This window comes from Vibrio sp. SCP2, from assembly GCF_059295395.1.
Genome location: NZ_JCAFVV010000003.1, coordinates 465,103 through 488,764, shown reverse-complemented (window position 1 = coordinate 488,764; position 23,662 = coordinate 465,103). Strand labels below are relative to the sequence as shown.

The 23,662-nt window shown below is 43.3% G+C and carries 13 protein-coding genes and 1 pseudogene; 12 read left to right on the top strand and 2 right to left on the bottom strand.

The window, feature by feature from the left end; translation table 11 throughout:
• From AC5O63_RS13325 to AC5O63_RS13310, 4 genes and pseudogenes are all read left to right on the top strand, one after another.
• Positions 1-241, top strand: a pseudogene (locus AC5O63_RS13325) (hypothetical protein); the annotation flags it as partial.
• A gap of 734 nt (positions 242-975) precedes the next feature.
• Complete coding sequence (locus tag AC5O63_RS13320) at positions 976-2,670, top strand: hypothetical protein (protein ID WP_494505315.1); 1,695 nt, start codon at positions 976-978, stop codon at positions 2,668-2,670.
• A gap of 3 nt (positions 2,671-2,673) precedes the next feature.
• Positions 2,674-3,789: a TolB-like translocation protein gene (locus AC5O63_RS13315; protein WP_494505314.1), complete on the top strand. Its 1,116-nt coding sequence runs from the start codon at positions 2,674-2,676 to the stop codon at positions 3,787-3,789.
• Positions 3,786-8,561 (top strand): OmpA family protein, encoded by a 4,776-nt coding sequence (locus AC5O63_RS13310; protein ID WP_494505313.1) that lies wholly within the window; start codon positions 3,786-3,788, stop codon positions 8,559-8,561. Before AC5O63_RS13315 ends, AC5O63_RS13310 begins: the two co-directional genes overlap by 4 nt.
• Positions 8,562-8,681: 120 nt before the next feature.
• Here AC5O63_RS13310 and AC5O63_RS13305 read toward each other — a convergent pair whose 3' ends face one another.
• Both AC5O63_RS13305 and tssH read right to left on the bottom strand, forming a co-directional pair.
• Positions 8,682-10,310, bottom strand: coding sequence for a sigma-54-dependent Fis family transcriptional regulator (locus tag AC5O63_RS13305; protein ID WP_425666547.1), 1,629 nt, complete (start codon positions 10,308-10,310; stop codon positions 8,682-8,684).
• Entirely contained in the window at positions 10,297-12,963 is a 2,667-nt protein-coding gene (gene tssH, locus AC5O63_RS13300) for a type VI secretion system ATPase TssH (RefSeq protein WP_494505312.1), read from the bottom strand. Before tssH ends, AC5O63_RS13305 begins: the two co-directional genes overlap by 14 nt.
• Positions 12,964-13,418: 455 nt before the next feature.
• On the opposite strand from tssH, the gene AC5O63_RS13295 reads away from it, so the two are divergent.
• From AC5O63_RS13295 to tssA, 8 genes are all read left to right on the top strand, one after another.
• Complete coding sequence (locus AC5O63_RS13295; RefSeq protein ID WP_004748728.1) at positions 13,419-13,937, top strand: Hcp family type VI secretion system effector; 519 nt, start codon at positions 13,419-13,421, stop codon at positions 13,935-13,937.
• A 72-nt stretch (positions 13,938-14,009) separates the two neighbouring features.
• Positions 14,010-16,088, top strand: a complete 2,079-nt coding sequence (locus tag AC5O63_RS13290) for a type VI secretion system Vgr family protein (protein ID WP_494505311.1) — start codon at positions 14,010-14,012, stop codon at positions 16,086-16,088.
• Positions 16,088-16,573, top strand: a complete 486-nt coding sequence (locus AC5O63_RS13285) for a hypothetical protein (protein WP_004748726.1) — start codon at positions 16,088-16,090, stop codon at positions 16,571-16,573. Before AC5O63_RS13290 ends, AC5O63_RS13285 begins: the two co-directional genes overlap by 1 nt.
• Positions 16,574-16,612: 39 nt before the next feature.
• Positions 16,613-17,932, top strand: a complete 1,320-nt coding sequence (locus tag AC5O63_RS13280) for a hypothetical protein (RefSeq protein ID WP_494505310.1) — start codon at positions 16,613-16,615, stop codon at positions 17,930-17,932.
• On the top strand, positions 17,913-18,893 hold the full coding sequence (locus tag AC5O63_RS13275; RefSeq protein WP_494505309.1) for a DUF2169 family type VI secretion system accessory protein: 981 nt from the start codon (positions 17,913-17,915) through the stop codon (positions 18,891-18,893). Before AC5O63_RS13280 ends, AC5O63_RS13275 begins: the two co-directional genes overlap by 20 nt.
• 4 nt (positions 18,894-18,897) lie before the next feature.
• Positions 18,898-19,842: a hypothetical protein gene (locus AC5O63_RS13270; RefSeq protein WP_494505308.1), complete on the top strand. Its 945-nt coding sequence runs from the start codon at positions 18,898-18,900 to the stop codon at positions 19,840-19,842.
• A 233-nt stretch (positions 19,843-20,075) separates the two neighbouring features.
• Complete coding sequence (locus tag AC5O63_RS13265; RefSeq protein ID WP_004748722.1) at positions 20,076-22,067, top strand: serine/threonine protein kinase; 1,992 nt, start codon at positions 20,076-20,078, stop codon at positions 22,065-22,067.
• 2 nt (positions 22,068-22,069) lie between these two features.
• Entirely contained in the window at positions 22,070-23,650 is a 1,581-nt protein-coding gene (gene tssA / locus AC5O63_RS13260) for a type VI secretion system protein TssA (protein ID WP_494505307.1), read from the top strand.
• Positions 23,651-23,662: the final 12 nt, after the last annotated feature.

The following is a 23,662-nucleotide window of genomic DNA, read 5'->3' as shown; positions in this document are numbered from 1 at the left end:
AACCCCAGAAACGACCGTCAATGTATCCGGTGATGGTAGCTGGAATGTGAACCTAGACATGAGTGCGCTGCAAGACGGCCAAATTACCGTGACGGTAAAAGGGGAGAACAATCTAGGGGCAATAGCTGAACAAGCACAAGATACTACAACCTTAGATAAGACACTTTCGGCATTTATTAGGGGCGTGAAGCCACATGAATCTTATGTCGAACTTTCCAACTATTTGCCTATGGCAGCGTAATTGAAGCGAGCGTTTAGCTCGCTTTTTTGTGATCTGGATCTAGTGAAAGAACTTATTCTATAAATCCATTCTGCACCTTGTAGCTTATATACAAGGCAAAATTTGTAGAACAACTGTCACTAATGTTGTTTTGGTAGCGGATAAAGTCATTGTGAGGGTTAAAGGTTACTCAGTGTGGTGAATGTGTCGCGTTGAAAAAATGTTTAACTATTATATATTTACGCTCGTTTCTATACATGGGTATAGAGTTCTGCTTTAGGTGGTTATTCCCACCTTACATTTTGTAACCGAGTATAGGGCATATAAACCTAGCTTGCTTCTGGAAGGTTACCTTTGTGAGTGTTTTAAATACTCACCTTTTTATTCTGTCTCTGTAGCAGCCGTTGATTTAATTAAACGGCCTGCTGTGGGGGCCAACAATGATGGTCTCGTTTTCCTATCTTATACATGAACTGTTACCTTCTGCTCATAATTAAAGAATTGTCACTAAAACGATTTGGATGAGAAACGTGTTTAGTTGAAGGTGGAAGGTGAGGTTTTTCTGGTTATTAAGTTGGATTTTGCGGTTACTTTAACTTTTTCTCCAGTTATTTTGTCGGTATTTCTTATTGTTGCATCTAATTGAATTTAATCAGATAACTTAGTATTATTTTTCCACCAAATCGTACCTGTAAGCCTTATCAGCTTAAAAGTCACCGCAACCCTATTTATGATGTCGGTTGTGGAGAATTCACATGCAATTAGTTTGCAAATTTATACCAAGCTCGAAGCTATCGTCCAACGAGCTATCTTATGTTCTTACACCGGATGAGTGTATAGGGCAGCTTTCGCGTTTGCGACATTCAGATGACATCCTGAGAAACCTCCCCAAAGAGTTTGCGCAAAAAATCTCACTCTCAGCTAAAAAGTCACCAAGCGGATTGTTGGCTGCGATCAGAGCTGAGTTAGGGAAGGGATACTGGGTCGGGTTATCAACTTTCTCTCGGAAAACGCCACTAACCGATTCTCAATTGCAAAGTTTCCCAAGGCTTAAAGCTGTTATTGACTCTGTGTCTTCTTCGACTGAAAACAAAGTCTACAAAGCTGCTTACAAGCAGGTAACGCACGACGTCGCGCTAGTTCGCAATTACACACACGTACCTTCTGAGCCAAGCCCAGACCACAAAATCGTAGTAGAGTTTGCAGGACAGTGGTCTAGCAATGCTGCCTGTTTGATGTTGGGTAAAACAGAAGCGCAAAAAGAAAAAGTCACGGTAGGAAAAGCGGATGCTGAGAACAAACACCGTAGCCTTGCAACCTTTAAAGATCTAGAAACAGAAGGCAAAACACTTTACATCAAAATCCCTTGTGTCGACCAACCACAGCCAATCTTGCTTAAACTGGCAGAAGACCTGCAGCCCGTTGATAAAGAAACTCAGATGGATGAGTGGGATAACGTGTTAGTGCCTGTGATTCCTTTGCATAAATCGGGCTCTTCGTGGGATGGTTACACGTCGGGGCGTGTTTACATTATTTGGAATGGGGAAGTTTGGCGCGAACTGCAGGTAACAAATGATGGATATTTTGCTGATGTAGACATGAGCAATAGCCGAAAAAAAACAACAGAGACAAGACACGTCAATATTGATGGCTCTTCGCTGTTCCCCGGAGAGAATGTTGCTTTTGAACGGTTCACCATTTTGCAAGATGGGGTAGAAGTGTTTAGCGGCGAACTAGACATCAATGAGCAGGCAAGAGTGTTTAGTTTGGTCGCAGAGGAGGTCGAGATCAAGTTCGTTGGTTTTGAACATGAGCAATTGATGGTTTCGACACATCCTAGCCCTATGAAAGCCTCTTCTACACCGTGCGATGAGGTTCTGGGCTATCCGCTACCTCATATCTGGATACCATACAAAATCAAAGGTGAGTGCCAAGGCGTTTACCTGTATTACGCATCTCAAGCATTAAGTGATGATGCTATTTCTGAATTAGAAAGCAATTATGAATCGATGGCTGTTTCACTAGCTGAAACGTCAGACTACAGCAGCAATCAAGAATTTACTCAACAAACTGTTTTTGCTTTGCCTGAGCTCTCTGAAAGTCAAAAAGTGAAAGCGCTTGTGAATGAACAGAGCGATTGCAATGTTGCTGCAGTCAATATACCGCCTCCTGGAAGCGAGATCATACTACGCTATCGTGTTCTGGGCTCCACCGATCAGCCCGATGACTATTTTATGTTACAAAACGAAGAGCATAGTTGGGCGCAAAAAGCATATTTTCGTTGTGCCAAGGTCGATGAAGATGGCTATCTCAATTTACGATTTAGTGGCTGGCCTGAAAAGGTTAAAGAAGTCGATATTTTAAGGGGGGCTCATGCATCACGAGGGAATGAAACTCCCGAAACATTTAAGTTGCGCGATAAAGTAAAAGTTACGGATTTATTAGGCTAGAAAATGAAAAAAACACTACTAATCACGTTATTAGGCTTAGCAATCATTGGTTGTAATGACCAATCTCAACAGAGTGCTTCCCCTGTTTCGAGTTCTGCGCAAACAGAGCAAGATAAACACCCAGATCGGGTCTATGTCGGCGAGCATAACTACTACGTAATTGAATCGGCAGTGACCAATGAGAATTGGGTAGCCGATGACAAAATAAAACCTATGCCGGGCAAGTTTCCTAAATACTATGTCTTTAATTCAGATGAATGGCCCAAGGAAGACATTAACGATGCTAGCTCTTATGATCTGCCGCGTTTTCAGTTTGCATGGGCTAATGATGAAGACAAAGTGAACTTAAAAATATGGAGCATGAAGACAGATGGCACTGATTTACGTTTAGTCGTAGAAGATACCGTTGGATATGGGGTAGTGCTAATTCGACGCTCCCCTAATTTACGTTATGTTTCTTGGATTGATAGCGGTACTGGTAAGTACGTATACGACCTGGAAAAGGGAGTAACAACTAAATTACTTGGAGGGGGCTATCCTGGTATGGTTTGGTCAGAGGATAGTCGTTTTCTTTATTTTCACACAATGCCAGGGCAGAAGTTTGATGCTTATAATGCCCGTTGGGATTCTGAAACTGGTGAAATTGAAGCGGTGGATTTTGGGATTGGTCCTGCCGCTGTAATGAAAGACAATCAGTTGATTACGCTTAATGATTACGGGCTAGTAAAGATAGATCTAGAAACCAAAAAAAGAAGCTATATTGACTTCGTTGAACGATTGCCGGATAGAGATATCCTAATGAAGTTTCGCTCGATAAGTCCTGATGGTCATTATGCTTGGGGAGAAAATAGTAAATATGATTTCTTCTTTGATATTAATAATAACACGGTTAAAAAATTCGCTGCAGAAGAAAAATTCATAAGGGCTCTTATTTTGGGAGCCTCTGCTCGCTTTAGCGCACGTGATCGAGTGTCTTACCTATCAGTGGTTGATCGCGAGAAAAAACAAACTTGGCAATGGTATGCGTTAGGTACTGGCGAAATAGGTGTTAACTCGAATATGAGTTTATACAATGGCTTGGCGAATGATGGTTTGTGGTTTAAAGGAGCAACGAAATGAGTGACGTGCAAACTTATGATAGGCCGTTATACCTTCTAGGCGCGACCTATCAAAGAAGCAGAGATAAAGATAAAAACGTTGTTTTTTCAGATTGGAACCAAAAGAGTGACTTAACTGATGAAGCTAAGTTGAAAAACATCCGACCTATACCGTTTACTCCGATATTTGTCGATGCACTCGCTGAAGATTCGATCACTTTACCAAGGTTTTGGGGAAGTGACCAATATGGCAGGTTATGTAACCTATCGTACTTAGGTGAAGCTGAAGATAGTAAACAGCAAGTGCTACTTCGCCATAATAGCCCCATCACAACGATTGATGATGATCAAAACTATGAAATGCTGTTCCCACCAACTAATCTAATTGGCCAATTAGCAAAAAATACATCGTCTATCGTTGAACTAAAAGAAACATTGAAGTCTCTGTATACGGAGATGAGCTCGAGAAACGTAGCGAGGCGGTTTAACCCTACCAAAATTTCTGTAAAACAACTTGCTAGGCCTCACACGAAGGAACATGGGCAATCACTATCGCAGGAAGAAGAAAATTACAACCAATGGTATGCGGATATTCAGTTATCTGACGTTGAGTTTATTGAAGGTTTTGTTGTTCCTGCTGTAAATACCATAAGTATTGTATTTAGTAGTGATATTTATGTTGGTGCGGAAGTGTCTTTATTAAAGTACGCAGATACACTAAGCGATACTCAGCAAGAAGCAGAAGTTGTGATAGCACGTGATATTGTTAGGCTGCCATTTTATGTAGGTGAGGATAGAAGCTCTGAGGACTTTAACAACACACTTCCGTCTGTAACATTTAATCTGCCCTCTGTAGTAGATAAATCGATGGTAGACTCCCTAAACGACGAGCAAGAATTTGTTGTCGGGGATGGTTTCTACGGGCTTAGAGTCCAATTCTTTGTTAAAGATTATTTAAAAGCGAATGAACGTCTTCAAAATGAAGTTCCTGAAGTTATCAAGTCTGGACGACTCCGATTTGAACGGAATAAATCATCGGCGGTTACTGGCGTAGAAGAGCAGGGCTGTTATACCTACGAATTGAACGAAAAGGTAACGTTTAAATCAATCAGCGGTTATGGGAAGCTTGCCATTGTATGCGGCGACATGATCTCTCTTGAAGAGTGTTTGTTTTACCAGTACCCCCAAGCATTACCCACTAATTACAGCGATTTAATGACAAAAACTGGTAAATCGGTTCCTCTAAGCGGTACGGGTATTAATACTCTCGGTTTAGCATCAGCAATCAAAAAGAATGCGGAAAGTCTGGGCGAAGGTTTCCTGATGGGAGGGAATCCTTTCTCAGAAAACCTGAAAGCAACCATGTTTAGTGTCTCTAAAGGTATCTGGTCTGACATAGAGAAACAAAAACTGCCCGATTTAATGACCAGCAGTGTTGCACTTGCTTTTGGCTTTTCAGCATTTAAAGAAAGCCGTAAAGAATTGACCAAAGCGATAAAATTTGCCAATAAGAGGCTCGACTTTAATCAGGCGGCGGCCTTGGCGTTTCGCAAGAGCGGTATGAACATCTCTTTTATTAAGCGCGAACTCGATGTGATAAAAGCTAGCTTGATCACGGGGACGTTCAGCGAGAACTCAACACGACTTGCGACGTCATGGTTTAATGGCTCCGTCATGGAGAAGATGAACCGAGCATTTCCAATTCTTGAATCTGGCTCTAGCTTAGTTGACTTGTACGATTTGGTGCAAAAAGAAAACGAGCTTGAGAAGAAGTCTCTTGAAGCCAAAGAAGATTTTGATGCGATATCTCAAAGTTACCTTCAATCTATTTCAGTTATTAAAGCGTATCAAGAATGGGCACAAGCGTTAGACGATGCTAAAAACGTCATCAATGGTAGCGATGGTGAGGAGATAGCCCACATAGTTGAGGACAGCCAAGGGTTAGCGATTCATATCAACTTTAAGTTCAACGAATGGCAACATGGCAATGAGCACGGCAAGCTGAGAACAGACATTAAACAAGTGTGTAAGAATTTGTCGCAATTGATGCTAGATAACCCAAGCTACAAGGTATCGATAGAAGGGCATGCTGGTAGGATTGGTTCTTCTGATGCGAACGATCTTGTTGCTGCTAATCGTGCAAAAACTGTTACCAACGCAATTACCTCCATTGACTCTAGCTTGGAAGAAAGGGTTTACACGGCGTCTTATGGAAATACTCAACCGCTTACGGCTGATAGTACCAAGAGCGATATGTCGCAGACCGGAGACAGTGCCCCTGCCGCCCTAGACCGACGAGTTGAAGTTCGCTTGATTATTCCTAACTATCAAGTTGTTTTACCACCGAGCCGCAGCGGCATGGTGGAGTTAGAGAAAGCACGCCAGTTGAAGCAAGCATTGGATGTTGGCTTAGATGATACGCAGAAGGCGCAAGTCGCGGCGGTGTTAACCACTCTTAGCGGGTTTGCGATGTTTACTCCGCTAGCTCCGCTTGCTGCGGGTATTTTGTATCTAAAGTCCGGAGCAGAACTAGCAGACTGTGCGTTATCTGTGCTAGACGAGCTCATTACTGAAAAAGCCTATTCTGACTTTAAAGGTCGTTATCAGAATATCGACCAACTAAACCAGTTAGGCAAAATCCATATTCGAGTTCTTCAACAGTACAGAGATTTAAAAGTAACGATTGAGCGTAGTGAGATAAAGACGCGTGATGAAGTTGAATCTCACCTGAAGAATAAAGAAACGGTGCAAGAACTGCAGAAACGATTTTTACTCCGTGCTCTTGCGCTTAACGGGCTCGTGGAATTGCTTGCTCGAATTTCGCTTTGGAACCCTAATGTTTCTAAGTTGCAAGGGTTGCTTGAGGAATATCGAGTTAAGGATTACATCGATGTTTATGTTATCAACGATAACTGGGAGGCGCCGCTAAGCAATTACAACACCATGGCTCAGAACTGGATTCAGCGAGTTAGGGATGATAAGTCAGGTGCAAGTGCTGCCCGCGCTTTTGCACAATCTTGGAAAAACGAACATTCGCCACAATTGTCACCTTTGTTGAAGAGAGCTCGTATCCAAGGGGAATTCAATAAAGGCTTCCCAGTTCAAGCTCGTTTATATCAGGGTGATGTAGACAATGGCTTTTCCGATTTCGCAAAAATGTTCGATAACAATGTGGAGTCGGTTAAATCGAGCGATATCGGCTTCAGCCGTTTATTAGTTGACAGTAGAGGGGATGGGGTTTCTTGGAAGCCATTTGACGAATGGATTTCCCCAAACAAAACCAATCGAATTACGCCTTTTACACGTGTTAAGGTTCAGATTGTATTATCAAGTAATGCCTCTAAATCCAAGAAAAAGATATTTAAGACAACGCTGCAATACTGCTGTGAACGGTCGCTTTGGGACTTTAAAGGGCCAAGCTTTGAAGTTCTGATGGCGCCGAGAAAAGCGGATGACTTAACCTTGTGCGGAAGCAACGATAAGCTAAAAGGTTACTTTAACCAACACGCAATTGAAGAACATCTAACATGTGTTGAGTTTGAGCCAACATATTGGTTCGGCGAGTATGAAATCCCTGGCCTTAAACCGTTGTACTCAAATTACGAGTTGCAAGACTTTGATAAGTGGAAACAAAGTGGAGAAGCTCGTTCAATGCAATACTATTTCACTGCTGATGGGAGTACGCTATCGCTAGCAGGAACTGACGAGCGGTTAACCATGTTTAACTATGGTGTCGATGATAATAATACCTATGGTAAGCAATGCCACCTGAATAGTGACGGTGAAGTCGAGGTTGATGGTCTACCTCTCGTTTTATACGACGGTTTGGCGAATAGGCAAGTAGTGATTAACGAATATGATTTACTAATCGAAGAGTTTGTTAAAAGTGCTTCTGCTAAGAAATCTGAAGGTATTGCTCCGTATCTAAAAGGTGATGTTTTGAGCTTTAGTGCGGTTTCGAAAGGGAGTGGATTTGAGTGGTTTGATGAGAAAGCATCGAAATCCTCTGCACTTGATTGGTCCAATGACAAGCCAGTTACCATATATGTTGCTTTACTTTCCGAAGGCGGCGAAAAAGATACGTACAAACGTATGATGGGAGAGGGCTATCAGGTGGCAATGCGCTTGTCTTTGTCGATTGAAGAGCAAGAGTCGATATTTTCAAAAGACACGACTGAAGGGCCGAGTTTCTTCGGTACACTGCTAGAAGTTGGTGAATATACTTATAAAAAAGAAGTCCCTTCTCCTTATGCAAAAGTAGAAATCAAAGAGGTCAATTTCACTGATACCAACACCGAACTTGCATCTGGGTTGGGATCTTTTGTGAAAGAGTTTCAGGTGAAAGTTAATGCAGAACCCAATAGATACTTAGATCCATTTAGTGACCGTAGGACTCTGCATATCGTTAAGTTTGAGCTTAGATATACCTCTCCAACAGGACGAAGAGTTCCGACATTGAGACCGTTTGGTCCAATTTTGGACAAGAAAAAAGCCGTGCTTTTACCAGTGCATATTGCTGTCTCATCGTTATCACAAATGGGGCTTGCGCCAGGTGTAGGTATCTATCCACTAAAACAGGCCCAGAAGCTGTCTGTACAGGGTGGACAAGAATATAGTATAAAAGGTATGCCTTGGATGGAGATTGAGCGCGATGTTTCTCGAATGAATGATTCTGCGTTTCTCTATTGGCAGAAAGAGTTAGCGAATAACTCAACGAAAAGAAAAGAGTGGATAGAGGACTGGATCACCAAAGAGCCGATGAATGTAGCTGCTCCCCTGCCGAAATCAGTATAAAAGAAAACCGCCTTCGGGCGGTTTTTCTTTTTTATCACTTAAAACAGAAGTTAAAATCTTCCCGTTTCCCGTTTCCCGTTTCCCGTTTCCCGTTTCCCGTTTCCCGTTTCCCGTTTCCCATCAACCCGCAGCAGAAATATCGTATTTCTTCATCTTGTGGTTGAGTGTACTTAAAGGTAAAGAGAGTTGCTCAGCGGCGCGTTTAGTGTGCCAGTTACAAGCATTTAGGCAGTCTAAGATGACCGTACGCTCGTATTGACTGACCACTTCCTTAAGGCCCTTTGCCCCATCTTCTGAGTCAGCGTGTACGGATTCGTAAGAAGATTGCACTAAAGGTGGCGCTTCAACTTCAGCAGCTACGCTTACCTGTTCTTCTGGGATCTGCTCACCAAACTCAATATGCGTAATGGTTTCGAAATCAGACAGCAGAACTGAACGCTCAATAATGTTCTTAAGCTCGCGGACATTTCCTGGATAAGTGTAGGCCAAAAGCTGCTTACGAACGTTGGCACTCAACCCGGGTGCTTGTGGCAAACCTAACGTGTTAGTCGTGTGCTGAACGAAGTGCTCAGCAAGCGGAATGATATCCGACTTACGTGCTCTTAAAGGAGGCAGCGTAATGGGGAACACATTTAAGCGGTAGAACAAATCCGCGCGGAACCCGCCATCTTTGATCTGCTGCATTAGATTACAGTGTGTTGCCGCGATAACTCGCACGTCCACTTCAATCTCTTTGCTCGCACCAACAGGGCGAACCTTACGCTCTTGAAGCACACGGAGTAGTTTTGCTTGCAACAGCATTGGCATGTCACCAATCTCATCCAAGAAAAGCGTACCACCGTTTGCTGCCTCAAACAGGCCAACCTTGTCTTTGTCTGCTCCTGTGAATGAGCCTTTCTTATGGCCGAATAGCTCTGATTCCAGCAATTGTTCTGGAATGGCTGCACAGTTTTGCACTATCAAAGGCTGCTCTGCACGGTTGGAGTTTTCGTGAATGTATTTGGCAATCACCTCTTTACCAGAGCCAGTTTCGCCTCTTAAGAGCACATCGACAGGTAGCGATAAAACCTTATCAAGTCGACTTAAGACATTGAGCATTTCATCGCTCTCTGCAATAGGGCCTTGGTAGGTTTTCTGGGTGCGCTTTTTCAGTTGGGTGTTCTCACGTACAAGGGCTTGATTGTCTGCGTTTAGGTTTTTAATCACTTGCCCATACTGTTCTAACCAAACTGCTTGGCGAATATTACTTGCAGCCATGCGACAAAATTCCGTTAATGCGGCTTCGTTATCGATAACGCTTAAGTCCATTAGTACTAACAGGCCAATGGTTTTCGTCTCGCTATCAATAAGAGGCCAAGCTAACAGGTTTTCGCTTTTTAGCCCGAGCGTTTGCTCTGTTTGATAAATGCTTTCGCAGTCGTAGCCGTTGTATTTGTACAGTTCATTGATTAGCACCACTTCACCATTGCGTACTGCAAAGTTGAATGGATCGTTTTCACTGACTGACTCAAGCTGTAACGCATCCCAAGGGTGGGATACCACGGCTTTGTCATTGTGATGAGCTGTACTTGGAATCAGCGCCTGTCCCGTTTGGTCTAAAACATAAATGATGCCGTGCTTTGCAAGGGTCATTTGTCTCGCGGCAGTTAAAACGGCATCTAATGTTTGAGTCAGCTGGCTGCGATCAGCCAAAGATTGGCTGATCGCAAGTAGGGCGTTGCTCAGTTCGCTATGGTTAGCTGAACGCATAGGTGAGAGTTCCTTGCTCATCGACAGAGACTGCGATTTGCGTGTGTGAATCATCCTTGTCGTGCACCAATAGCTGAGTCGAAAGCTGAGGCAGCAACTGGCGGTTAATTACTGCATCAATGTTGCGCGCCCCTGTCTCTGCAAGACGGCAGTTACCCAATACAAACTCAACTAAGCTCTCTTCGTAGCTCAAAGACAACTTATGGTGGCTTTGTAGACGCTCAGAGACTTTGTTTAGCTTGTGATGAATGATTTCCGTCATCGCTTCATCAGAAAGCGGTACGAATGGTAATACAGACATACGCGCCAATAACGCTGGTTTGAAATGCTGATTCAATGTAGGGCGAATCGCTTCAGCAATGATGTTGGCATCGATATCTTTCGATTGATTGACTAAAGACTCGATCTCATGAGTTGCGAGGTTACTTGTCATGATGATCAGCGTGTTCTTAAAGTCGATAGTACGACCTTCACCGTCGTTCAACGTACCTTTGTCGAACACTTGGTAGAATAAATTCAGAACTTCAGGATCTGCTTTTTCTACTTCATCTAGAAGAACCACAGAGTAAGGGCGCTGACGAACGGCTTCTGTCAGCATGCCGCCTTCACCGTAACCTACGTAGCCCGGAGGTGAACCGATAAGGCGAGATACAGTGTGCTTCTCTTGGAATTCAGACATGTTAATGGTGGTCATAAAGCGCTCACCACCAAACATTTGATCGGCAATAGCGCGCGCGGTCTCGGTTTTACCTACACCACTTGGGCCAACAAGGAGGAATACACCTGTAGGTGCATCTGGATTACCTAAGCCTGCTTTGGCCGTTTGAATGCCTTCTGAAAGGGCATCAATCGCGAAATCTTGGCCTTTGATAGCTTGAGTAAGACTATCTTTTAGCTTAAGCGTCGTTTCAGCTTCATCTTGAAGCATCTTACCCATAGGGATGCCCGTCCAGTCTGAAATGACATGACTGACTTCATCTGGACCAACTTCAAAGTGAACCAGTGGGTTACCACCGCGGATCGCTTCTAGCTGTTCTTGGCAAGCTGAAATAGCGATACGAACCGCTTCTTCATCCATTTCTGCGTATGGAGAAACTTCTTGCTCTGCGTCTTCGTCAGAGGCCTCTTCTTCTGATTCTCCACAAACCAATTCGTGCAGGCGAGAGCGTAGAGCAATCATCTCTTGGATTTGCTCTTTCTCTTTCTGCCATTGTGCTTCTTGTTCTGTTAGCTCTTCTTTGGTTGCTTCCATCGCAAGTTTGAGATCTGGAATACCGGCAAGGCTATGCTTGTCACCTGTTTGCTGTAGGGCATCACGCTCAAGCGCTTCAAGTTCGCGCTGCTGAGCGGCAAGCTCTTGTTGAAGAGTTTCTACAGAAGCAGGAATGGCATTCAGGCTAATATTGACGCGTGCACAGGCGGTATCAAGTACATCGATCGCCTTGTCCGGCAGTTGACGACCAGAAATGTAACGCGCAGAAAGTGCCGCCGCTGCGGTGATCGCATCGTCGCGTACGTATACGTTGTGTGACTTCTCATAAGCCGGACGTAGACCACGAATGATTAGAGCAGCTTGCTCTGGTGAAGGCTCGTCAAGTTTGACTAACTGGAAACGACGTGCCAAAGCAGGATCTTTTTCGAAGTACTTTTTGTACTCAGACCAAGTAGTTGCTGCAATTGTTTTTACTTCGCCACGTGCTAACGCTGGTTTTAGTAAGTTAGCTGCATCGCTTCCACCGGCTTGGTTGCCACCACCAACAAGAGTGTGTGCTTCATCGATGAAGAGAATGATTGGTGTCGGGGAATTTTTCACCTCATCTAAAACAGCATTTAGACGTTTTTCGAATTCACCTTTTACGCTAGCGCCTGCTTGCAGAAGGCCCATATCAAGGCCATAAAGCTCAACGCCTTTCAGATTATCTGGCACGTCACCTTGGACGATTTTTAGCGCTAAACCCTCAACTACGGCAGTTTTACCAACACCAGGTTCACCTACCGCAATTGGGTTGTTTTTACGGCGACGCGCAAGAATATCAACGATTTGACGAATTTCTTGGTCGCGACAGAAAACAGGGTCGATTTCGCCTTTACGTGCTTTACCTGTGAAATCAGTGGTGAACTTGCTCAATGCAGAGCCATCTTCACGAGCTTGCGTTGTTTCTGAAGTGGCCACTTGGGCTTCAATTGAATTACTGGTGAGCTCTGCAAAGTTACGCTTTAGGCTGTCTGGGTTGACGGCTTCGAGGATCGACGCATAGCCGTGTTGTCCGTAGCGTAGTGGGTTACTGACTAAAGTAAGAAGTAGAGCACCGGATCGGATTTGTGTTTCGGAAAGATCTAAAGAAGAAACTAACCAGCTTTCTTGTAACCATTCGATCAGTAAAGCAGAAAAAACGGGCTTGCTACCATTTCCATTAGTGTTGGTATCAAGAGTTGATCGAACTGATTGCCTTAATAAGTTCTCAGAACAATCAAAGTGACTTAATAAGACGTCGAAATCACTATTTGGCCTTTCTAATAGACTCAGCAAATAGTGCTCGATTTGAACTTCGTTTGCTTTTTCAGAGACTGCGAGTGCAGCAGCGTCTTCTAATGCCACTTTTGCAATTGGGTGTAGACGCTGTATTAATGAAGAGAGATTTATATTAATCATACTTATGTTATTAGTTAGAGGAAAGAAATAGCCTCTATTATACTAAACTTGATGATCTTCTTTTTAATCTGCGATATTTTGCCTAGTATTTTTTGGTGATTTTAATATATGTAATAGGGTGTTTGTTTAAAATAATATCCCCTAATTTGTTATTTTAAATATAATCACCGACACTTTCACTAAATTGGTAGTCTAATTAACTTATTTTTAAATAAAATTAGTGGTTATTTTCACTTTCTTGATCTAATTCAATTTATTATTATTGCTGCTCAATTTTTTGTTTTTTTATCCAAGAAGTTGTAATTAATAAACTAGATATTAATGCTGAATTTTTCCTAACTTGTTGTATTTTATGGTTTTTAAAAGTTGGCATGGAGTTTGATAAGTATTAATCAGTCGCGGTGATAAGCGATTTGGTGATTTAACAAATTTAGATTTTAAAAAAGGAAATAGCGATGCCAACTCCAGCATATATGTCTATCAACGGTGAAACTCAAGGTCACATTACTAAAGATACTTACTCTGCAGATTCTGTAGGTAACACTTGGCAAGAAGCTCACGTTGATGAGTTCCTAGTGCAAGAGCTTGACCACGTGCTAACTGTTCCACGTGACCCACAAAGCGGCCAGCCTACAGGTCAGCGTGTACACCGCCCAGTAGTTGTAACTAAAGTTCAAGACCGTTCTTCTCCGCTTCTGTTCAACGCACTTGTATCTGGCGAGAAGCTACCTGAGTGTGTAATTCGCTTCTACCGCACATCAGTGCAAGGTAAGCAAGAGCACTACTACTCAATCAAATTGATTGATGCACTACTTGTAGATATTCAAACTCGCATGAACCACTGTCAAGATGCAGCAACGGCTGATCGCGTGACAGAAGAAGTTCTTAAGTTTACTTACCGCGCAATTGAAGTAACACACGAAAACTGTGGTACTGCAGGTAACGACGACTGGCGTGCTCCACGCGAAGCATAATCGCTTTTCGTGCAAAGATTCAGGGCCAACATTTGTTGGCCCTAATTCCATTATTTGTATCAGGTAAAAGATATGGTGAATGACGTAGAATTTAAATTTGAAGTGCCTGGATGTGGACATGAATTTCGGGTCGAGAGCTTTCAGGTAACCGAAGAGCTTTCTAAACCTTTTCATATCAGTCTCTCATTACTTTCACTTGATCCAGATATTTCGTTTGATGAGCTTATTCGTAAGGCAGGTTCGTTGACTCTTTATGGTCAAGGCGTTGGTGCTGCGCGAGTGTTCAACGGTGTCGTGAATGAAGTACGATACCTTGGCTCAGGGCGTCGATTTTCGCGTTATCAGTTGGTGCTCGTGCCGCAAGCATGGTTCCTAACTCAACGTCAAGATTGCCGAATCTTCCAGCAAAAATCTGCGTCAGATATCATAACCGAAGTGCTAGATGACGCTTCAGTTACCGACTATCGTCTTGAGCTTTCAGGCATTTATCCACCTAAAGAATACGTTTTGCAGTACCGTGAATCTGATCTTCACTTTGTGCAGAGAATCATGTCTGAACACGGTATGTGGTATTACTTTGAGCATACTGATACCAATCACACTATGGTGATTGTCGATAGTAATGATGCTATCGCGCCACTTTTAAGCACGCCTTTGAACTCTTCTTACTTAGGGCCAGTGGTTTACCATGCTGATGGTGGTGGAGTTGCAGACAGAGAGCATATCACCGATCTCGAGTTAGTGAATCGAGTACGTACGGGCCATGTAACTTATACCGACTACAACTATGAATATCCTAAAATTCCTCAGGAAATGACGAATGCGGGTGATTTAGACCAAGATCTCAAGCAATTTGATTATCCTGGGCGTTATTTTGATCCGGCCATGGGTCAGGTGAGAACAACCGAATGGATGTCAGAACATATCGTTGATAACCAACAAGTCGAAGCAAGTAGTGATGTGATGCGTTTAGCGTCGGGTTATAGCTTCAACATCAGCGAACACCCACGTTCAGAAATTAATCGCGATTACATCATGTTGTCTGTTGTGCACACTGGGCAAGACCCTCAAGTGCATGAAGATGAAACAAGTGGTATGCCAACCACTTACTACAACCATTTCTCCTGCATACCGCGTGATGTTGTGTTCAGAGCACCTAAATTATCAGCGCCCGTTGTGGATGGTCCGCAGACTGCGGTAGTTGTAGGCCCTGCTGGTGAAGAGATCTACACTGATAAACTTGGCCGAATAAAAGTCCAATTCCATTGGGACCGATATGGTGAAAATGACGAGCACTCAAGTTGTTGGATTCGCGTTAGTCAGTCAATGGCGGCACCAACATGGGGAGCGGTTTACTTGCCCCGTATCGGGCATGAAGTTGTGGTTACTTTCTTAGAAGGCGACCCAGATCGACCATTGGTTACTGGGGCTGTTTACAATGGATTGCACTTTCCTCCTTATTCTTTACCTGAGAATAAAACACGTACGACTTTCCGCACTCAGACGCACAAAGGGGCAGGGTATAACGAACTGAGCTTTGAGGATGAAGCGAATCAAGAAGAAGTTTATATCCACGCTCAAAAAGACATGTCGACTAAGGTGCTTAACAACCGTTATCGAGATATTGGTCAGGACGAGTTCCTGAAAGTTGCTCGGCACCAAACAAATGATATCCACGGTGATCATAAAGAAACCATTGATGGTCACAAAACGACTCAGGTTAACAGCACTTTCACTGAGACTGTTGAGCAGGATGTCAGCGTTACATACAACGCGAATGAAACCCAGTACGTAAAGAATAACTCTGATTTAGAAATTGGAGATAACCGCACGACAAAGATTGGTAAAAATGACGATCTTGATGTGGGTGAAAACAGCAATTTAACGGTTGGGGCTTCGAAAAACTCTGATGTTGGTGCGGATGACAATCAAACGGTTGGTGGCAACCTAACGGTTTCCGTGAAAGGTAATACTTCGTACAAAGCTGATGGGGCAACACAGATAATCAGTGGCGAAAAAATTGTCTTGAAAACAGGGGGCTCCTCTTTGGTCATGAATAGTGATGGTTCAATTAAATTGACAGGCTCTGCAATCACCATAGAAGGCAGCGATAAAGTTGTAGTGAAAGGTGGCAACGTAGCGATAAATTAATGATGGAAAAACAACGTATTCATGTAGAAACCATCACGGAGCAGCAAGCCAAACCAACGGCTTGCTTTTCGCGTTTTGGAACCATAGTCGCGATTAATAAATCGACCAATAGTGTCCGAGTCGATTTTGAAGGTAACCCATTTAATCAGCCACTGACTGCACGATTGGGCCGGGCCTTTCGTAGCAGTGAGCTGCAAATGGCGATCGACAACCAACTCAGTTGTCGCATCGAATTTTTGAATGATGATTTGGGCTTACCTTTAGTGACGGACATTTTTTTCTCGATCCTTGATGAGTCAGAAGAGTTTGTTCTAAGAGCTAAAAAGATGGTCATTGAGACGGAGCAAGAGCTTGTTGTTCGAAGCGGTGAGACGCAAACGCGTTATAGCGGGCGTGATGGTCGCATTACAACGAAAGCTAAATATGTCACTTCTCAAGCAGAGAAAGCCCAGAAAATTCAGGGCGGAACAATAGCGATTAACTGATAGCCATTACGCTATGGCACGCCGGATATGGAACAATAGATGCGACAAAGAATCGGTGTAGAACACCTCAATGCCCCTATAACCAACCAACAGCTTGACTTAGCCTTAGAAGAAGCAGATCGAACGATTGAAGAGCTTTCAGCTTTGCCAGAGAATTGGTTAAGTTTTAGCAATGAAAAACTGCTACTGGCTTCAGAAAGTCTGGGCTTTCTGCTTAGGCAAAGGGTTCAGTTACATAAAAGAGGTTACCCAAGTCGAGACAATAACTATTTGCAATTAATAGAGCGGCAAATCGATGAGCTTAAACAAGTGTACTTGTCCTTCTATCGGTTAGCGCCTGGGTTAATACATCAGCAAAAGGATGTAGAGCCTGGCCTCTATACTTGGCTGATGTTTCAAGATGAGTTTGGTAATGAACTAAACAATCTATTGTGTGGGGTGAAGTATCTTGAAGAACTGGATACAACCACTGCGACGCTTATCGTCACCCAATCATCGTTACCTTCTCTCGACAATGTGTTGGCAGAACTTATCGAAGGGCAGGCAAAATCGACTTCTCTTTACTTTGAATGCTTACGTCTACGACAGACTTTGAGCGTTGCACTGATTAAACATTGGAATAAGTCAGGATGTATCGACTCAGAGAGAGCATTTCCTGTTTTGGCATTACAAGATGTTGAAGACGGCGTCAGCTGGATTAACGAGAATGCTCAAGGTGACCAGTATCTCTTCGAACGCCTTATTACTAAAGGTGATAGAAGTACTTGGTTTCGCAGAAATTTTGGTATTGACGCTAAACATATTTCGTCACCCAAAATCAAAACATACGCTAAGTTGCTAGAACTCAAAGAATTTATGGAGTTCGATATTGAATCGCCTTTAGCGCCTGTCGATTTTATCTTAAATGGAGACTGCAATCTGGTTCCACAAGTGCTCGATAATTTATCGAAGCTTGAAGAGCATCAAGCTGAGATCTGGCTTCAAGCGCTGTACGTTGTATATGGTTCCCGACTGCCTATTGAACCGCAGAGTTTTGGGGTCGAATACAGTCAACAAGACATACATGATCTACTTAGCCAGTGGGTTGCACAAGACAAACATAAGCAAAACTTGCCGAGTAGGCTCGGTAATGCGCTTAGTTTCGAGACGACGTTAGCGGCTATGCGAGACCCTAATATTGATTTTATATTCCGGAAGTGGCTATGGAGACAACTTTGCATCCAATCAAGGGCCTACATTTCTTGGCACATGGTTATGCCCGCTTATCAACAAGATTGGAACTTCCACAATTTAAAAGTCACACCTTCTGTTAGCGAGCGATTCAATTTAAGGAGCAACAATGCAGTTATGGGATATTGAACCGCATTCTGAGCTATCGGTAAAAGGTCGATTTCAACGTGACGAGCATGGGCGCGAAGTATGGGTCGTCGTAGGCAAACGAACGTGGCAGTTTGATGGGAATAACTGGAGTGCGCTCGCTCAGAGTGAAATTCACGATGACCCGCAATATCTAGGGGATCCCGGATTTTCGGCGATGAAAGTGGATCACGAGTTTGCTTACACAAAAGATAACACCGATGTTTTGGTGTTTGGTAAGGCGAGAAGTTACGCTAAAAAGCCGGTTACTAAACAGGAGTGCAGAGTGCTCATTGATGGTCACGTTGATAAAACTCTTTCTATTCATGGCGACCGTATTTGGGTAGAGCATGGCGGGAGCGTTACGTTAAGTCAGCCTATTCCTTTTGTCGAAAAAGACATTGATTATTCTTGTGCAATTGGTGGAGACATTCGTAATCGAATCGGTGGAGGAATTGCCAGTTCAACAGGTGAATTGTTGAAACAGAGAGTGCCCTCGGTGTTTTATCCCAACGAAGATTGGAGTGCAACAGGTGCCAAATTGCGCGTCGCAGGCTTCGGTCCTTTGCCACCTTTTTTTGAGTCTCGCCAAAAACTGGCGGGAACATTTGACGAGGATTGGATAGATAATCGTAAGCCGTTGCTACCACAAGATTTTAGCCAAAAGTTTTACCAGAGTGCTCCTCAAGACCAACAGTGTAAAGGTCATTTGGCTGGTGGTGAGCGGTTGATGATGAGCGGTTTCTGCCATGATGACACGATTTCATTTCGTATCCCCAAAGATAAATATACGGCAGTCGCCAAATTTCAAGATGAATCCTATCAGGCTCCAATGGCGATCTACACCATATTTATAAACACAGAAGATAAAACAATATCAATGAGTTACAGTGCTTCATTTTTGTGCCAAGACAAAGAAAACTTGTTGGTATCAACATCAATAATCAATCAACAAGAGAGCTAGGAATATGAATGGTTCCACTGGCCGTTATGTGCTGGGAATGGAAGTGGTTTCTCCTACCGGTATGAATTTGGATATCGCTACCTCTGTTGCGAAAGCGGATTTGGCGAGGTTTGAGCAACTTGAAGGAGACGACGGTATTGAGCGCTTTACGTACGCCAAGATCGATTACACAAAAATACAGCCGCTGTTTGATAAAGCCTGCGACTTGGCCGGCGGGATACTTGATTCCTTGCTGAAACAAATACCGCCATCACTGAAGCCTATCCCGTTGGTTATCTCAGTACCTAATGAAGTTTCTTTAGTTAAGATGCAGGAATGGATAGGCGAAAGTACTTATTCGGGGTTTATTTCAAAAATTGATGTGGTTCATTCTAGTGGTGCATCATTCCTACTTAAAGCAATGAAGTCCTTAGATGACAATGATGCAATGATGTGTATTTCCGTCGATTCCTTAGTGGAGTCTATGAGTGATTTGATCGAACATGCCAAGGTTATGAGCACCAACAATCCTTGGGGTATTATCCCAAGTGAAGGTGGCGCTGGTTTAATCTTATGTCGTAGAAACGTCGTTGAAACCTTGAAGCTAAAGCCCAAAGCACAGTTAGGGTATATGGACGTTGAGCCATGTGTTTCTGACCGTAGAGGTATGTATCGTCTAGTTCAGCGCGCGAGTCGCCAGATAGAATCATTTGGTGAAGTATATTCAGACATGACCAACTTACGTGAACATACAGAAGATTATGGTTTCGCTCTAGGTGCAAAAGCCGAGCGTTTCATTCAACCTCAACAGCCTCACTTAATTAATGAACTATGGGGTACTATGGGAAGTTCTTCCGCACTTGCTCTCGTTTCTTACGCAGTAGGCCACCACCATTTCAATCATCCTACAACGCTTATGATGTTTGGTTTTAAGAGTGACAAGGCGTTACTGCAATTACTAGCATGTTGATTCAGATCACTTCTAAATTCTTACATTAATATCACGATTTACTTTGGTTGATATTATTAATAATAAAACTAGGTAATTTGCATAGTTAAAGCGTAAGTTTAAGACGCAGATTACCTAGTAATAATAACTAAAATAATAGGTGTACTGTTCGTTTTTAATACCAGCCTTGAAACTGGGATATATCAGCAAATATTATCTGCGCTCAATAATATTTTTCGATTAAAGAGTGCAGAGTGTCTGATAAGCAGGGAGCAGCCAAAGGATATATTGATCAGTTGGTTGTAAAAGCCATTGAGAGAAAAAAACAGAATGAACAACGTTTGGCGAATAAAAATAAGCCAAAGCTTGAATACGTTCTTTTTTCACAATTTGATGTGCTAGACACGCTGCCGTCGAAAAACGGTAGGACAACGGTTTACCATCTCGCTAAAAAAGGTCAGCCAGACAAGCAAATCTGTTGCAAGGTAGTCAATGAAGACGCGACAGACTTGGCAGCTAAGATGTTGGTCAATGAGGCCAGCAGACTAGAAATTTCACAACATCCGAGTGTCGCCGAGTTCATTAAAGTTGGTAATGAATTTGAGCGCCCATATCTGATGTATGAGTGGATTCAAGGCGAGTCTTTGGCAGAAAAAATGGAGCGTTATTCTACAAAAGGCTTTCGTCACGATCATATCGCATGGTTGGTTTACCAACTCGCTGGCGCACTCGAGTATATGCATACACGAGGCATATGCCATCTAGACATCAAACCTTCAAATGTTCTTGTCAGTGAAGGCGATTATGTAAAGCTGATTGATTTCGGGGCTGCACGCTACATTGGCGAATCAGAAACCTATTCAGAAGCCAGTTTAAGTTACGCCTCTCCGCTCTATTTAGAGACTGGGACGACAGAACCTCAAGATGATGTTTATTCATTAGCTTTGCTAACAGGGCACCTATTTTTGGGCGCTGTTTTTGGTGATGCTTGGCATAAGCAATTGAAAGATCGCAAGCGTGCGCCGCTTATTCCTAATCATATTTGGAAACTGCTCAAAGAAGTCATTAACAACCCAAGAGGGCACGGCTACACAGCAATTTCCTTTGCTCAGCAAGTTGCGCGTATTGATACTCAAGCGATTGATGCCAAATCGAATGCACCAATATTTAGCAGCTTACGTAATGCTGATTTGCTACTGACTCATCGTAAACCGCATGAGAAATCTGGTTATGGACGCTTTAAGATACTTGAGGCAAGCCTAGTACTAAGTGTGGTCGCCATTACAGGTAATTACTTGTACAACCAGAGCCAACCAGAGTGGAAATCTATTATCAACCCTGCTCAGTCTTCTAATGAAGGAGTGAGCGTAATAAAGCCTGCGCAGACGGCTTCATTTCTGGGGCAGTCCCCTTGGGATATTGAATTCTCTCTCAACGACATGGAGAAAAATGTTGTCACAACGGCACCTTACCGAGAAGCTTATCAGGTGCAGCAAACAAAACTCTCCAAGTTGTACAAGAGTAATCAAACTGAATTGCAATCCTATCAACTTCTTGCTGACGATCTTCCTAAGGAGTTGGTCGACTTACGCAAAGAGCTCGTTCAGCTTAAGCAGAAGCTGATCAGTGATGGCGCATTATTCCCATATGCTGACAAGACGCTTACCGCAGTAATGGCAGGGCTTAATACTGCATCAATTAATTCTTTGAAACTTTCTGCGTTGTCAGGAAGTAAAGAGCAACAGCTTACTAAGTTGATCTTGAACGGTGACGCAAAGCTTGCGGATGAAGAGCTAAAAGCCGCTTGGTTGCTCAGTCAATCAGAGGCGTATTTCTATAGCCAAGTTCTACCGGCCAAAGTGCTTTCAAACATCAACAACTTGGTAGAGCAGAATGCTAAAGACCACTACTACACCAAAGCGATTAATCAAGCTCAATCGGCAATGGCATTCTTTGGCAATACGCCAGAGCTGAGCCAGAAAGTAAAAGACCTAATTGTTGCTAGGAGTGAGTTTATTTTATTTAGCACCGTTACTGAGCAATCAATCTTTGACAAACAAAGGTTGCACGACTCATTAGCTGATTTAGAAACGAACGCACCAAAGACATTCAACGAGGTCATTGAAGTACTCAATAGTATGGCGAAGGAATCAATTGATAAAAGTCATCAGATTTCTGAACCAGCTAGAGGTGCGTTGGCTGTGGACAGCGCGTTGAAAGACTACTTCTCAGAGGTGAGGAGTTAATTATGTCGGCAATTGATCAAGATAAGATGCTAGCTCCAATTTCTGACGCTTCTCCAGCAGGAGAAGATGCTCGCTATGAGTTTTGTTATGAAATGATGGAAGCTGAAGTCAAAAAGTTCGGTTCGCTCTTTGGTGAGACGGTTGATTGGGTATTAGTCAAAACTCATGCGACGGAAGTGCTTGAAAGACACAGCAAAGATCTGAAAGCAATCTGTTACCTCATTCGAGCACAAAGTGAAGAAACGGGACTGCAAGGCCTGGAGCAAGGGCTAATACTGCTTAGCAAGGCGTTAAGCGTATATGGCTCTGATTTATACCCAACACGAAAGCGTGCAAGAGACGGTGCCGTAGAGTGGCTAAATCATCAGTTTAAATTGCAATGCAACAAACTAGCTGAAGAGCCTCAACCGTGGGATATCGTTTCAGCGTGTATTACTGCTATTGAAGAAGTGCAAAGATTGTTTGATGACGTGTTTCACGACTCTGAAGCGGACTTTTTTGAGATTCGCACTCAGCTAAACGTCTTGTCGCAACAAGCTGTAGATAACACGCCGCCTCAAGATTCGCAGGTTCAGAATACGCCTTCAACAGAATCAGCCTCCGTTGAATCTGGTGTACAAGAATCCGTGTCAGCGGATAAAAGTGTTAAACCTACTCAAGCGCCGAAAAATACTCAAGCAAGTTTCGCTTCCGGGGCTAGCAGTAAACCTGTGATCCAAGAAGTTGATATTGATACAGACTTTACATCGCCAGCGGCCTCGAAACGTACACTAAAAAAAGTGGCTGAAGTCATGATTGGTTCAGATCCACGTGACCCACTTGCGTATCGTATTTATCGCCATTTGACTTGGGATGAGATTGACGGTCTGCCTGATCATCAAAACTTTGAGACTCCTTTAAGTCTTGCTGTCTCTACAGACCAGCAAGCGGAATATCGTGATAAAGCACTTCAAGAGAGCGATATTGATACGATCAAGCGTCTGGAAAGAACGCTCACAGACGCGCCATTTTGGTTAACTGGCCACTACTTGGTCTACTTAATGTTGAGTAACCTTGGATTCGATGAAGCCTCTGCTGCGGTCAAGCATGAGGTCAAACGTTTCGTTGAGTCTTTAGCTGGCATCGAAGATCTAAAATTCAAAAATTCTATACCATTTGCAGATGAAGCGACAATAAGTTGGTTGTCTACTCAAGTTGCTGATTCATCGTGCTCACAACCTGTAGTTCAGACGGTTGTTATCACCGAAGAAGACTCATCGCTGATGGAGGATATTACCCTAGAAAACCTAGGGGAACGTGCTGCAGAACTTGCTCGAAAGCTCGAACTTGATAGCTCGGGCCGAGGGCAGTTCATGCTGTATTTACAACTGATAGCAGCTTACCAGTCAGTAGGGTTGTACCCTTTGTGCTTACCGTATCTTGAGAAAGGGTGGGAAGTACAAAAGGAGTTTGACCTTGCTAGCTGGGAACCCCACTTATCGTCGCAATTGGAAGACCTCATTCGTAAAACACTCAAACAGTTGTATCGAACCAAAGATCTTTTACCTGCGAAATACGACGAGTGGCAAGCAATTTATGACTAATTACAGAGTTAG

Excerpts from the sequence above, each read along its gene's own strand:
- AC5O63_RS13320 (WP_494505315.1), top strand. The coding sequence starts at position 976 with ATGCAATTAGTTTGCAAATTTATACCAAGCTCGAAGCTATCGTCCAAC.
- AC5O63_RS13315 (WP_494505314.1), top strand. The coding sequence starts at position 2,674 with ATGAAAAAAACACTACTAATCACGTTATTAGGCTTAGCAATCATTGGT.
- AC5O63_RS13310 (WP_494505313.1), top strand. The coding sequence starts at position 3,786 with ATGAGTGACGTGCAAACTTATGATAGGCCGTTATACCTTCTAGGCGCG.
- AC5O63_RS13305 (WP_425666547.1), bottom strand. The coding sequence starts at position 10,310 with ATGCGTTCAGCTAACCATAGCGAACTGAGCAACGCCCTACTTGCGATC.
- tssH (WP_494505312.1), bottom strand. The coding sequence starts at position 12,963 with ATGATTAATATAAATCTCTCTTCATTAATACAGCGTCTACACCCAATT.
- AC5O63_RS13295 (WP_004748728.1), top strand. The coding sequence starts at position 13,419 with ATGCCAACTCCAGCATATATGTCTATCAACGGTGAAACTCAAGGTCAC.
- AC5O63_RS13290 (WP_494505311.1), top strand. The coding sequence starts at position 14,010 with ATGGTGAATGACGTAGAATTTAAATTTGAAGTGCCTGGATGTGGACAT.
- AC5O63_RS13285 (WP_004748726.1), top strand. The coding sequence starts at position 16,088 with ATGATGGAAAAACAACGTATTCATGTAGAAACCATCACGGAGCAGCAA.
- AC5O63_RS13280 (WP_494505310.1), top strand. The coding sequence starts at position 16,613 with ATGCGACAAAGAATCGGTGTAGAACACCTCAATGCCCCTATAACCAAC.
- AC5O63_RS13275 (WP_494505309.1), top strand. The coding sequence starts at position 17,913 with ATGCAGTTATGGGATATTGAACCGCATTCTGAGCTATCGGTAAAAGGT.
- AC5O63_RS13270 (WP_494505308.1), top strand. The coding sequence starts at position 18,898 with ATGAATGGTTCCACTGGCCGTTATGTGCTGGGAATGGAAGTGGTTTCT.
- tssA (WP_494505307.1), top strand. The coding sequence starts at position 22,070 with ATGTCGGCAATTGATCAAGATAAGATGCTAGCTCCAATTTCTGACGCT.